The following is a 13,318-nucleotide window of genomic DNA, read 5'->3' on the forward strand; positions in this document are numbered from 1 at the left end:
ATCCAATGAGTGATCCGAAAGCACCAAAAATTGAGTTCCCCTGTGATTACCTGATCAAGGTAATCGGCGATTCGGCCCCGGACTTCGTGGAATTCGTGGTCTCGGTAGTCGAGTACCATGCCCCCGGGGTGTCGGACAACGAGGTCACCGTCAAGGATAGCAGTGGGGGGCGTTTCGCCTCTGTAAACCTGACCATCTGGGCCACCGGCGAGCCTCAGCTCAAGGCCCTGTTTGACGACCTCAAGGCCAGCGGCCGCGTCCACATGGTGCTGTGACTGAATGGCCGACCTGATTGTGCGGACGCTTGGTCAGCAGGCTTATCCAGAAACCTGGGAGGCCATGAAGGCCTTCACCTCTAACCGTGGTCCGGAAACCACCGATGAACTCTGGTTCCTGGAACACTCCCGGGTTTATACCCAGGGTCAGGCGGGCAAGGCGGAACACATTCTGGCGCCGGGGGATATCCCGGTCATTCAGGTTGATCGTGGCGGGCAGGTGACCTATCACGGCCCGGGCCAGCTGGTGGTCTACCTCATGCTGGATCTGACTCGCCGTAAACTCGGTATTCGTGCCCTGGTGGATGCCATTGAGCAGTCCATCGTGCAATGCCTGGACGACTTCGGCATAACTGCTGCGCCAAGGCCCGACGCGCCGGGTGTGTATGTGGGCGATGCCAAGATTGCGTCCCTGGGTCTGCGGGTCAGACGCGGGTGTTCATTCCACGGCCTGGCGCTGAATGTGGATATGGATCTGGAACCTTTCGCTCGAATCAATCCCTGCGGCTACGCCGGCATGCCAATGTGCCAGATGCGGGACTTCTCCGCCGGCACCGATATTCAGAGCGTGAGTGAAAAACTGATTCAGGCGCTGATTGGTCAGCTGGGCACAGGAGCTGTGTCGCGGCTCAACGGCTGGGATTGACAGCGCCTTAGCGGGATACGAGGTTCCGGCCCCGGGTCTTGGCATCATAGAGTGCTTCGTCGGCCCGCTGTAACAACCAGTCAATGGACTCCGCCCCAACAGAAAACGGCCGGTTGTTTCTCAGGTATCTTTCGTACTCTGCGTCCATCTGGGCGTGGGCTTCCCGACGATTGGCCAGCCCGGTCAATGCATCATGCTTGGCTGCGTATTCGAACTCGGATGCCAGTTTAATCAGACCAAGCTTGCTGCGCCTGCGGCTCTGGTCCAGCGCGTAGCAGGTGGTCATTACGAAGGCCAGTACCGCGAGCATGGTGACCTTGAAGCCTGTGGTGTAGGGTAAATCCAGTGCCGATGAACCCAGTGGGCTGAACAGCCCGGCGGCGCCGAAAAGCCCGGCCGAGCAAGCCAGCACCCCGACTCGGGTCTCGCTGATGTAGAAGATGATGGCCGGATAGGCAAAGAGCCACAGAATGGCCGCGCCGTCTTCAACGGAATTGACAGCCAGATAGGTAAACAACACTGTAATAAGGGTAATGAAGCCACGTCGTTGCAGGGTGTTATGGCGGCTGATCAGATAGACAAGGCCGTTCAGCGCCAGTAACGCGGCGAAGATCGCCAGAATGTAGGCGGACGCCGCCTCGCCCTTTTGCAGCGAGCGCCAGCCGAAAAACAGCAGTAGTGGAACGGCGGCACAGGTCAGCCATCCAATGAGCATGGAAACAGGAATCTCTCCCTTCAGGGCGTGGAGCGTAGAAGTAGAGAAAGAAGATTCTGGCGTTATTTTTGTCATGCCAAACATGCTAGCGCCCCTCGGGACCGGTCACTGTGTAAAAAAGTAAACTGTTATGGGTGAACAGAAGTAAATCCCCACAGTGCCGAATGCATTGGCCCTGAGGCCGTTGGAGGTATGACGTCACGGTTAGGTCCCTGGCACCATTGATCCGTATAATGAGCAGGCAGGCCCAGGCCCGACATTCGTAACCCGAAAGCCCCGAACAGGATACAGATGGCATCAAAGCGCAAAGGTATTTCCGTCTCACGTATTAAAACCGGCAGTTTCGAGCGTCGTCTTTCCCTCACCAAGGCAGGATTGTTCGCCGGAACGCGTATGGCGTCGCACATGGCCACCAACTGGTTCCGGGGCGAAGAGCAACGGGAAGCGCGACACAGCGCCATGTTGTCCAGCCAGGCCCAGTTTCTGGTGGATGAGCTGGGCCAGCTGAAGGGCAGTGTGGTTAAGATCGGGCAGGTGATGGCGCTTTACGGCGAGCATTTTCTTCCGGAGGAGGTCACGGAAGCGCTGCATACGCTGGAGGACCAGACAACCGCCCTGGAGTGGTCGTCTATTGAACGGGTACTAAAAGCGGAGCTTGGCAAAGATAGACTGGCGGAACTGGACGTGGACCCGGAGCCCATCGGCGCGGCCTCCCTTGGGCAGGTGCACAGAGCCAGGCGTAAGTCGGACGGGCTTGAGCTGGTGCTTAAAGTCCAGTACCCGGGGGTCGACGAGGCTGTAGACAGCGATCTCAATTCCGTCGCCCACCTGTTGAAGATCGCCCGCCTGGTGTCATTCGGGCCGGAGTTCAGGGATTGGCTGGAAGAAGTCCGGGACATGATGCACCGGGAAGTGGACTATCGCCTGGAAGCACGAACCACCGAGAAATTCCGGTTGATGCTGGAGCAGGATCCCCGTTTCGTGGTGCCAAGGGTTCTTCCCGAATACTGCACCGCCCATGTGATTGCTTCAACGTTCGAGCATGGCTATTCCATCAGCTCACCGGAGGTGCGCCAGCTGTCGCTGGAGCGCAGAAGCGAGATTGGTAAAGCCGCCCTCGAGCTGTTTTTCCGGGAGCTTTTTGTCTGGGGAGAAATCCAGACCGACCCGAACTTTGGCAACTATCGCATTCGCATTGCCGGTGAGGAAGACGCCGATACCCGGCACGACCAGATCGTGTTGCTGGATTTCGGAGCGGTTCAGTCCTATTCGCACACATTCCTGGACCCGGTCATCCAGATGATCCGGGCCTCCTATGAACGTGACCTGAAGGGTGTGGTGGACGGCGGTATCAAGCTGCGCTTTATGAACGAGGACTGGCCACAGGACGTGCTTGACAAGTTCGGGTCGGTTTGTATGTCGGTGCTTGAGCCCCTTGCGGGCAATCGGGACGAGTGGCCGGATTACGCCGTCAACGACAAGGGTGAATACCGCTGGAAGCAGAGTGATCTGCCCTCCCGGGTGGCGCGTCAGGCGGCGCGATCGGCCATCAGCCGCTACTTCAAGGTGCCGCCCAAGGAGTTTGTGTTTCTCAACCGCAAGCTTATTGGTGTCTATACCTTTATCGCGGTTTTGAATGCTGAATTTAACGGCGAGTCATTGCTGAGAACCTACCTCTATGGCGATCCTGGCACACCGGATGCCTCCAGTATCAGCCAGATCACCAAGCCATAACGCAGACCCTTGCCGATAGCTACCAACACCACAAAATTGAGCCAGGGCACGCGCATGATGCCGCCTACCAGCGTCAACGCGTCGCCCCCAATCGGCAACCATCCCAGAAGCAGTGACCACTGACCGTAACGATTGAACCGGTTGCGGGCCTTTTCGAGCTGAAGTTCGGAGACGGGAAACCAGCGTTTATGCTTAAAGCGATCCACCTGCCGGCCGATAACTCCATTAACAACGGAACCCAGGGTATTGCCCGCTGTAGCCGACAACCAGATCCACCACAGCGAGTATCCCTGAGTGACCATGCCGCCTACCAGTATTTCGGAATAGGCTGGCAGCAGGGTAGCCGCCGCCAGAGCGGTAAAAAACAGAGTAAGATACGCCAAAGTTTCACCTTGCTGGTCGCGGTCAATTCTTAATGGCCGTTCTGCTCAAGTGGAGCTGATACCCAATCCGACGGATACAGGCTGTAAGAGTAATGAAAAACCGCACACTGCGCTTCAAGCTATACGCCCTCGTGGTTACGCTTTTGCTGGTTATGGGGATCAGCATTGTTGTGACCGCTCAGTTATCACTGGGCAGTATGGAACAGCGTATTACCTCCGAGACCCGGGAAACCGTCAGGGAACTGGCCACCGACCGGCTTTCGGCAACCGCGGGAAAATACGGCGAACTGGTCAGCGGCATGTTTGCAACAGCGTACCGGACACCGGAAGTGGTGCGCAATGTGATCACCCGGAACATCGAGGCTTCCAGCTCCGGGCGTATCAGCCGCTCCGCCCTTCAGGAAACCGTTGGTGCTGTTCTGGAAGAGCAGGAAAGCCTGAGCTCTATCTACGCCCAGTTTGAACCTGACGCCTATGACGAACAGGACCGCTACTTTACCGGCGGTGTGGAAGAACACAGTAGCGACGAAGGCACCCTGGAGATTTACTACTACCGCACGCCGGAGGGCGAGGTAAAGTTCAGCCGCACGGAGGACCCGGCCACCAAGTATCTGGATGAGCGCAATGAGTTCGGCATTCGCGAGGCGGAGTGGTATCTGTGCTCCCGGGACACCAAACAACCCTGCATCATGGAACCCTACAACTATGAGATCGAGGAAGGCTACACCGAACTGATGACCAGTCTGGTGATGCCTATCCTCAAGGGTAACGAGTTCGCCGGTGTGGTGGGCGTGGATATCAATCTTTCTACCCTCCAGGAAACCATAGAGAGCGTCAGCCGTGAGCTATACAGCGGCCAGTCCCGCGTGACCCTGCTTAGCAAAAAAGGACTGATTGCCGCTTCCAGCCACTACAGCGAGTTCCTGGGCCGGCCGCTGGCGGAGGCGCTGCCCGAAAAGGCAGGCGCCTATACCACGCTGCACCAGAGTGAGCAGGGCTACGATGATGGCGAAACCCTGGCCGTGTCCTATCCCATCGACATTGAGCTTCCGGGTACCGAGTGGTCCCTGTTGATCGAGCTACCTCGGGAGACCGCCCTTGCGGATGTGGCTGAAATCACCGGCCTGCTGTCTGCCGAGGTTAACGCCACTGCCCGAAATCAGGCGCTGGTGGGTGTTCTGGTATCGGTGATTGCCATCGGTATTCTGATTCTGCTGGTGCGTTCGGTGACCCGTCCGCTCAATGAGATCCGGGATCGCATGAAAAGTCTGGCCAGCGCCGAGGGCGACCTTACCCGTGAGCTGAAAATCGATACCCATGCCGAGCTGATTGAGCTGGCAGGCGGATTCAACCAATTCCTGGGGCGCCTGCGGACCATGATCAACGACCTCAAGGACGTCAATGCCAAGGTGAGCCAGCAGGCGGCGGATGTGAATACCATTGCACGGGAAACCAACGATCAGACGGAAAGCCAGCATGACGATATCGAGAGCGTGGTGACGGCAATGAACGAAATGTCAGCCGCCGCCGGTGAGGTGGCGGGTTTTGCTGGCGAGGCCGCTGAGAATGCCCAGAAGGCCCAGGACGGCATTCGCTTTACCAAGGATACGCTGACGTCGGCGGTCAATGGGGTCAGTGCGCTGGCCAGTGATATGGACGAGGCCAGCACGGCGATCGGCCATGTGGCTACTCGCAGTGAAGACATCAACCGGATTATCGAGGTGATCAGGGGCATCGCCGAGCAGACCAATCTGCTGGCGCTGAATGCCGCCATCGAGGCTGCGCGAGCCGGGGAACAGGGCCGCGGTTTTGCGGTTGTGGCCGACGAAGTCCGGACCCTGGCCTCCCGTACCCGGGAATCCACCGATGAGATCAGCCAGATGATTGATGGCCTGCAGGGCGATGTCGGTGGCGCTGTCACGGTCATTAAGGGCGGCGTCGACCGGGCCACCCAGGCGGTGGACGGAACCCGGGAAGCGGACCATTCCCTGGCCACGGTGGTGGAGCGTATCGGCTCCATTGTCGAGCATGTGACTCAGGTGGCGACCGCCGCAGAGGAGCAGAGCTCGGTAAGTGAGGAAATTAACCGGAACCTGACCCGCATCAATGACGCGGCTAACGATCTCCGGTCTCTGGCTCAGAGGGTGAGTGGCAGCGGGCGGACCCTTGATGAGCAGGTAAAAGTGCTGGATTCGGAGCTTAGCCGACTGAAAACCTGAGGCATCGATGATTGCTATCGGTGCCATTCAACTCATTAATTTCATTTTTCAACCTACCTGCGGTGATAATGCCGGTCTTGTTAAGGGCTGTCAGACGCCGTTGAATTTCCGGACTAGGAGTTGAAGAATGGAACAGGTGACTATCTTTGGTCGTGCATCCTGTGGTTTTTGCACCCGCGCCAGGCAGCTCTGCGAGATCAAGGATCTGCCTTACCGCTATGTGGATATCGAAATAGAGGGCATCAGCAAAGACGATCTGTCACAGTCCATTGGTCGGCCGGTTTACACGGTGCCGCAGATTTTCATCGGCGATCGTCATGTGGGCGGTTTTGATCATTTCTTCGAGTATCTGCAGACTTCTGCGAACTGAGGGACGCCGGTAGCACGCTCAGGCACAAAAAAGGCGCCACGGGAATCACCGGTGGCGCCTTTTCTGGTTTTCGGGCGGTCAGAACTGGAAGTCGGCTTTCAGTTTCTTTTCCACCAGCCGGTTCTTGAGTTTGGCAACCTTGGGAATGCCATTCTCGAAAGGGGGGAAGCTCTCGCCGTAGATCAGTGGCTCGAGATAATCCCGGCAATCCTGGGTAATGGCGTAGCCATCGTCCGAGATGAAATGGATCGGCATTTTCTTTTCCTGGTTGGCCACCTCACTCAGCGGCGCCTCGCCAATGTGCCAGCGGTAGGGGCGTGACTGTTCGCGAACAATGGTGGGCATCAGTGCCTGCTTGCCAGCGATGGCCATTTCAACGGCCGCCCGGCCCACCGAGTAGGCCTGCTCTACGTCAGTAGCGGACGCAATATGACGGGCACTGCGCTGAAGGTAGTCCGCCACGGCCCAGTGGAACTTGTGACCCAGTGCCTGGCGCACCATGTTGGCCAGCGCCGGTGCCACACCGCCCAACTGGGTGTGGCCGAACGCGTCCTTTGCGCCGGCATCGGCCAGGAAGCGGCCATCTTCGTATTGAGCCCCTTCCGAGGCCACCACCACGCAGTAGCCATATTCCTTCACACAGAAATCCACGCGCTCCAGGAACCGGTCGCGCTCGAAAGGGACCTCCGGGAACAGGATGACGTGCGGCGGTTCGCCCTCGCCCTTGCCAGCCAGGCCACCAGAGGCGGCAATCCACCCGGCGTGACGGCCCATCACCTCAAGGATGAACACCTTGGTGGAGGTGTCGCACATGGAGCGGATATCGAGGCTGGCCTCGAGGGTGGAGGTTGCGATGTATTTCGCAACCGAGCCAAAGCCCGGGCAGCAATCGGTGAAGGGCAGGTCGTTGTCGACGGTTTTGGGTACGCCGATGCAGGTGATGGGGTAGCCCATCTTCTCTGCGAGCTGGGATACCTTGAACGCTGTGTCCTGGGAGTCACCGCCGCCGTTGTAGAAGAAGTAACCGATGTCGTGGGCGCGGAATACTTCGATCAGCCGCTCGTATTCGCGGCGGTTCTCCGAGAAGTTCTTCAGTTTGTGGCGGCAGGAGCCGAATGCACCGCCGGGCGTATGCATCAGGTCCTGAATGTCTTCGTCACTTTCAAGGCTGGTGTCGATGAGCTCTTCCTTCAACGCACCAATAATGCCGTTCCTTCCCGCGTAAACTTTGCCGATCTGTTCCGGATGTTTGCGCGCGGTCTGGATCACGCCACAGGCGCTGGCATTAATTACGGCGGTCACGCCGCCTGACTGGGCATAGAATGCGTTTCGAATGGCCATTTCGGGGTCGGGCTCCTGCAGTTGCATCAAATGCCGCAAATGATACGTCAAACATCTTTTTTTTTCATGAGCCAAACGTCATAACTCAGCGCTTGACGACCTTAGCGCGATACGTGAGGCTTTGCAGGTTTCTAACAACGGAATCAGGGCAAGAGGCCAATACCGCAATGCACATTCATATTCTCGGGATCTGCGGCACTTTTATGGGCAGCCTGGCTGTTCTGGCGCGAGAGCTGGGCCACCAGGTGACTGGGTCGGACCAGGGTGTCTATCCGCCCATGAGTACCCAGCTTGAAGCCCAGGGTATCGGTCTGATGGAAGGTTATAGCGCGGAACATCTCAAGCCCCAACCCGACCTGGTTCTGATTGGCAACGCCATGTCACGGGGTAATCCGGAAGTCGAAGCGGTGCTCAACCGCAATATCGATTACATGTCCGGCCCGGAATGGCTGTCACGGGAAGTGCTTCGCCATCGCTGGGTACTGGCGGTCGCCGGCACCCATGGCAAGACCACCACCACCGCCATGCTGCTTTATATCCTTGAGCAGGCGGGCCTGGAAGCGGGCTACCTGATCGGTGGCGTGCCCAATGATTTTCCGGTCTCCGCGCGGCTGGGCAACAGCGACTTTTTTGTGATCGAGGCCGATGAATATGACAGTGCCTTTTTTGACAAGCGATCCAAGTTCGTCCACTACCGCCCCCACACCCTTATCCTGAACAATCTGGAATTTGACCACGCTGATATCTTCGAGAATGTCGAAGCCATAGAACGCCAGTTCCACCATCTGGTGCGAACGGTTCCCTCCAACGGGCTGATCGTGCGCCCCGCGCTCGACCTTCACCTGGACAAAGCCCTGGAACTAGGTTGCTGGACCAATACCCAGGAGACCTCCGTCGACAGTGAGGTTGCCTATATGAGCGACTGGCGGGCGGAGCTGCTGAAAGAGGATGGCAGCGAATTCATGGTGGTTCATCGTGAGCAGCCAGTGGCAGCGGTGAGATGGGACCAGACCGGGCTTCACAGTGTACGTAACGGGTTGGCGGCGATTGCGGCGGCCCGTCACGTGGGAGTGACGCCGGACCATGCCATTTCCGCCTTATGCCGTTTCTCGGGAGTGAAACGGCGAATGGAACTGCTGGCGGATATCGGTGGCATCCGTGTCTATGACGACTTTGCCCACCACCCCACGGCCATTGCCTCCACACTGGAGGGGCTGCGGAACAAAGTAGGTAATGAAACCATTGTTGCCCTGATCGAGCCACGGTCCAATACCATGCAGCAGGGGGTTCATCAGCATACCCTGCTGCCCAGTGCCGGAGCGGCGGATCGGGTTGTGTGGGCCAATCTCAATCAGTTGGACTGGCTGCCGGACCTTTTGAATGCTGGCGAGTCTGAAGAGTCGCAGCGCCACGCTGCTCACTCCGTGGAGTCGACAATCGAGGCGTTGATCGATCGTGTTGCCGGGCAGGCGGTGTCGCCTTGTCATATAGTGATTATGAGCAACGGCGGTTTTGGTGGCATTCATCACAAGCTGATTGCGGAACTGGAACGTAGATCTGCCTGACCATTCACGTTCAACCAGGGATCAGAATCCATGAACAAGGCCTCCCAGCAAGAACCGGGAACGAAACGACCGGTCGTCAATCTGGCGTTCACCGGCGCGTCCGGCGCGCAGTACGGGCTGCGGCTATTGCATTGCCTGGTGGCCGCCGGTTGTCAGGTGCATGTGATGATCAGCAAGGCGGCGCAGATCGTGATGGCGACAGAAACCGACCTGAAACTGCCGGGCAACACCGCAGCGATGCAGGAGGCCTTTTCCGCCTACGCCGGTGCACAGGCGGGGCAGGTGCTGGTGTTCGGGCGGGAAGACTGGTTCTCGCCGCCTGCCTCGGGCTCCGGGGAAAAAGCACCGCTGGTGATCTGCCCCTGCAGTACCGGCACCCTGTCGGCATTAGCCACCGGCGCCAGTAACAACCTGATTGAGCGGGCTGGTGATGTCGCTCTGAAGGAGCGCCGCAAGCTGATTCTGGTGCCGAGGGAAGCGCCTTACTCGGAGGTTCATCTCGAGAACATGCTGCGCCTGACCCGTATGGGCGCGGTGATCATGCCGGCCAGCCCCGGTTTCTATCACCAGCCGCAGTCGATTGCCGATCTGGTGGACTTCATTGTCGCCCGCCTGCTGGACCATCTGGATCTGCCCCAGGACTTGATGCCCCGTTGGGGCGAAGAGAGGATCGCTGCCAAAAAGCCGGACTGACCCGCTTCCTGGCCGGTCACGCGATGTTTTTGGTCAGCCCGATTGACGCTTTTCATCATTGAGCGTCGCGGCACCCCCGAGCAAAACTGTTGAGACGACAACAACACAGTTTTGCTGAGGTTCCCCATGATTCCACGCACCCTCTTTGACGCCGACCTTGAAGGCTTTCGCGATTCGGTCCGCAAATTCCTCCAACAGGAGGCGGCCCCTTATCACGATCAGTGGGAAAAGGACGGCCAGGTCAGTCGCGAGCTCTGGACCAAGGCCGGCGAGCTGGGTTTCCTGTGCCCGACCATGCCGGAGGAGTATGGCGGCGTGGGTGCGGATTTCCGCTACAGCGCGGTGATCATGGAAGAGGTGTCCCGGGCCGGGCTGTCTGGTATTGGCTGGACCCTGCATTCGGACATCGTGGCGCCTTATATCCTGAACTACGGATCCGACGCACAGAAAGCGTATTACCTGCCAAAACTGGCGACCGGCGAAATGATCGGTGCAATAGCCATGACAGAGCCGGGCGCTGGCTCCGACCTGCAGGGCATCAAGACCACGGCGGTCAAGGATGCTTCCGGCGAGCACTATCTGCTTAATGGCAGCAAGACTTTTATTACCAATGGCCAGATGGCGGATCTTGTCATCGTTGTTGCCAAAACCGATCCGAAAGAGGGCGCCAAGGGCACCAGCCTGTTCATGGTGGAAAGCGCCTGGGAAGGATTCGAGAAAGGCCAGAACCTGAACAAGGTGGGCATGAAAGCCCAGGACACCTCCGAACTCTTCTTTCAGGACGTCAAAGTGCCGGCCGACAAGCTCCTGGGCGCGATGGAAGGGCAGGGCTTCTTCCAGCTTATGCAGGAACTGCCGGCCGAGCGACTACAGGTTGGATTGACAGCAGTGGCCGCCTCCGAAGCTGCCTGGCAGTGGACGCTGGATTACGTCAAGGAGCGCAACGCCTTCGGCAAGCCGGTGATCAAGTTCCAGAATACCCGTTTCAAACTGGCAGAACTCAAAGCGGAAATCACGGCGGCTCGGGTGTTCTGTGACCGTTGCCTGGAACTGCATCTGGAGAAGAAGCTGGATATTCCCACGGCGGCCATGCTTAAGCAGCTCACGACTGATTTGCAGTGCAAGGTAATGGATGAGTGTGTGCAGTTGCACGGCGGTTACGGCTATATGTGGGAGTATCCGATCGCCCGTGCCTGGGCCGACGCCAGGGTTCAGCGAATCTACGCCGGCACTAATGAAATCATGAAGGAGATCGTCGCTCGGTCTTTCTGAGTGACCCGTGAAGCGCCGTTCCCGCTCGGGGCGGCGCTCTATCGTTACCAAAGTTTACAAATTGCCAAACCTATCAAGGTTCAAATCAGCAACATCCCATACAGTAGCGGCACAACCTCTAACAAGGACAATGGTTGCCGCGATGAAACGCCTGCTCCCCCTCACGATCATTCTGTTATCGCTGTTTCTCACTGCCTGTGACGAACAATCCGACTCCTATCCGGCGGATGGCAGGGATTTCGATGCCGAGGCCTATATTGCGGGCTCACCCTACACCGGCAAAGTCATTGACGGGTACCTCAGAAATGCCCGGGTCTGGCTGGATATGGACGGCGATGGGCAGTATACCCCCGGCCCGTTGACCCTGGAGAGCCAATCTGGAGCGGAGCTGGTGGTGCCCAGTGGGGAACCCACCGCCATGACCGGGGAAGACGGCGAGTTCTCACTGGATGTCTCCGAGCTGGAACAGGACCCGCTGGTGGCGCCCGATCTGGATCCGCGGGATTACCCGCTCTTCGCCCTGGCCCTGCCCGGCCAAACCGAGGAACAGACCGCTTCCGGTCTCCAGATGCTTGATCAGGGTTTCATGCTCAGTGCGCCTCCCGGGGTTCGCAATGTCACGCCGTTGACGACCCTTGCCCGGCAACGCCGAATCAACGGTATCGGTGAATTTCTGGTTGGCACCAGTGATCTGGCCATTGCCCTGGGTAACATAAATCTGGTCAGCGATTACGTGCGCTCGGGTAATGTCCGGGCGCATACCTATGCCCGGGCCTTTGCCCGTTTTCTGGCCTCCCAGTTGCCCCAGGATTATGAAGATGTTTTGCGCAATGGCGATGGCCGAGAACGGTTCCTGAGCTCGGAAGCCGTCAGATTGATGGGTATTTCATTTGCACGCAACGCGCTGTCGATTGTCCGGATCGTTGATGAGGCCGCCGCTGGCGGGGATTACGCCGCGGTCAACGTTGACAGCCTGAATCTGCCACAGATCGAGCTGGAGCTGGACGACTCCAGCGTCGTCACCAGCCAGACCGTTTTTGCCCGCGCCGGCGGCGGCTTGCCCAGTTCGTTCTCGGCCCTGGACCCGCTTGCGGAAATCTCGATGAACTACTCGGAAAGTGGCCGCCTGACCTCGGTTCTGGCGAACGGCTGTATGTCGCCTTCGTTGCGGGAAATGGTGCGGGTGATCAACGCCGACGGTAAAATTGCCGACACAGGCACCCAGTGGGTGCCCAACCTGTCGCTGAAGCAGGAGGAAGGCGGCACTTTCTATGATGAAGCGGGTATTGATGAGCGCCTGACATTCGACTGGAAAAACAGCACTGCCGCATTTGAAACCACCACCACCTGTCACGAAGGTCTTGCAGCGTCCTCGGAGCTGGGTGGCCCGGCCGCCATTGCATATGAATGGACCCTGAACGGGGATGGGAAGGTGGCGTCCCTGACAGCCACTAGTGCTGGCAGGACCGAAGTGATGACGCCAACCTACGATTTCAGCTCGAGCTTCTTTTTTGGCTATACCCGGACGGTCAACGGTGTTGATGAGGAAGTTATTCAGCTTTCATCGGCGCAGTCCTGTGAAGGCGACATCGTCAGCGTTGATGCGGACAAACCCCAGGTAGTGTCCGCCTTCCAGCCGTATACGGTTTCAGGCTCGCTGCCAATACCCGGCGGTTTCACCGGACTGCGTCTGGAGCTGGACAAGCGGAACGGGCTGAACCGGCCGCTGCGGTTTGGATTTCTGAACGAAGAACTACGCACCACCGAGGGGGTCAGCAACACCGGCGGTTTTGAGTGGCGGTTCTATTACCCTGGTGTGGGAACCGAAGACTTCGTCAATGATCAGCCCAACCTGATCCAGACCGCCTACCTTACCCGTTACGACGGCGCCAGGGATTGCGGCCGTGCGTTCGGCTCTGTACCGGTTTCCGCTTACGCACGGGTGGTCTATTCTTACCAGTCACTTTCCCGGTATCTGGCAGGGCAGGTCAACGGGCAGGTCAACGGGCAGGCTGATTAGGCCGGGAAAACACGCGTAGCCTGGGCGACAGCAGTGAAGGCCGGCCACGTTTCCGTCTCGGGAAAAGCTGGAAAACGCTGAGAGT

General features: G+C 58.3%; 12 protein-coding genes. 9 read left to right on the top strand and 3 right to left on the bottom strand.

Annotated features, from left to right (window positions below):
* The first annotated feature begins 5 nt into the window (after window positions 1–5).
* Both FPL19_RS10750 and lipB read left to right on the top strand, forming a co-directional pair.
* The gene (locus tag FPL19_RS10750; protein WP_150912572.1) at window positions 6–275 is read left to right on the top strand and encodes an HP0495 family protein; all 270 of its coding nucleotides are present in this window, start codon (window positions 6–8) and stop codon (window positions 273–275) included.
* 4 nt (window positions 276–279) lie between these two features.
* Complete coding sequence (gene lipB, locus FPL19_RS10755) at window positions 280–921, top strand: lipoyl(octanoyl) transferase LipB (RefSeq protein WP_150912573.1); 642 nt, start codon at window positions 280–282, stop codon at window positions 919–921.
* Window positions 922–928: 7 nt separating this feature from the next.
* On the opposite strand, the gene FPL19_RS10760 is transcribed toward lipB, so the two are convergent.
* Entirely contained in the window at window positions 929–1,636 is a 708-nt protein-coding gene (locus FPL19_RS10760) for a hypothetical protein (RefSeq protein WP_225314395.1), read from the bottom strand.
* A 291-nt stretch (window positions 1,637–1,927) separates the two neighbouring features.
* On the opposite strand from FPL19_RS10760, the gene FPL19_RS10765 reads away from it, so the two are divergent.
* Entirely contained in the window at window positions 1,928–3,370 is a 1,443-nt protein-coding gene (locus tag FPL19_RS10765; RefSeq protein WP_150912574.1) for an ABC1 kinase family protein, read from the top strand.
* Here the strand turns inward: FPL19_RS10765 and FPL19_RS10770 are convergent.
* On the bottom strand, window positions 3,313–3,753 hold the full coding sequence (locus FPL19_RS10770) for a YqaA family protein (protein WP_150912575.1): 441 nt from the start codon (window positions 3,751–3,753) through the stop codon (window positions 3,313–3,315). The two genes, FPL19_RS10765 and FPL19_RS10770, sit on opposite strands and share 58 nt — an antisense overlap.
* Before the next feature lie 92 nt (window positions 3,754–3,845).
* On the opposite strand from FPL19_RS10770, the gene FPL19_RS10775 reads away from it, so the two are divergent.
* A complete protein-coding gene (locus FPL19_RS10775) occupies window positions 3,846–5,972 on the top strand; it encodes a methyl-accepting chemotaxis protein (RefSeq protein WP_150912576.1) in 2,127 nt (708 codons plus the stop codon).
* A 127-nt stretch (window positions 5,973–6,099) separates the two neighbouring features.
* Window positions 6,100–6,342, top strand: coding sequence for a GrxA family glutaredoxin (locus tag FPL19_RS10780; protein ID WP_150912577.1), 243 nt, complete (start codon window positions 6,100–6,102; stop codon window positions 6,340–6,342).
* A 78-nt stretch (window positions 6,343–6,420) separates the two neighbouring features.
* On the opposite strand, the gene FPL19_RS10785 is transcribed toward FPL19_RS10780, so the two are convergent.
* Window positions 6,421–7,683, bottom strand: coding sequence for a 6-phosphofructokinase (locus FPL19_RS10785; RefSeq protein WP_150912578.1), 1,263 nt, complete (start codon window positions 7,681–7,683; stop codon window positions 6,421–6,423).
* A 167-nt stretch (window positions 7,684–7,850) separates the two neighbouring features.
* Between FPL19_RS10785 and mpl the strand changes: the two genes are divergently transcribed.
* The 4 genes from mpl to FPL19_RS10805 all read left to right on the top strand — a co-directional run bounded on the left by mpl (window position 7,851) and on the right by FPL19_RS10805 (window position 13,233).
* Window positions 7,851–9,248 carry a UDP-N-acetylmuramate:L-alanyl-gamma-D-glutamyl-meso-diaminopimelate ligase gene (gene mpl / locus FPL19_RS10790; protein WP_150912579.1) on the top strand — a complete coding sequence of 466 codons (1,398 nt, stop codon included), beginning with the start codon at window positions 7,851–7,853 and terminating at the stop codon, window positions 9,246–9,248.
* 30 nt (window positions 9,249–9,278) lie between these two features.
* A complete protein-coding gene (locus FPL19_RS10795) occupies window positions 9,279–9,941 on the top strand; it encodes a flavin prenyltransferase UbiX (RefSeq protein WP_150912580.1) in 663 nt (220 codons plus the stop codon).
* A 126-nt stretch (window positions 9,942–10,067) separates the two neighbouring features.
* Window positions 10,068–11,213, top strand: a complete 1,146-nt coding sequence (locus FPL19_RS10800) for an acyl-CoA dehydrogenase family protein (RefSeq protein WP_150912581.1) — start codon at window positions 10,068–10,070, stop codon at window positions 11,211–11,213.
* A 142-nt stretch (window positions 11,214–11,355) separates the two neighbouring features.
* Entirely contained in the window at window positions 11,356–13,233 is a 1,878-nt protein-coding gene (locus FPL19_RS10805; protein WP_150912582.1) for a hypothetical protein, read from the top strand.
* Window positions 13,234–13,318 lie beyond the last annotated feature (85 nt).

Source organism: Marinobacter halotolerans (assembly GCF_008795985.1).
GTDB classification, from domain to species: Bacteria; Pseudomonadota; Gammaproteobacteria; order Pseudomonadales; family Oleiphilaceae; genus Marinobacter; species Marinobacter halotolerans.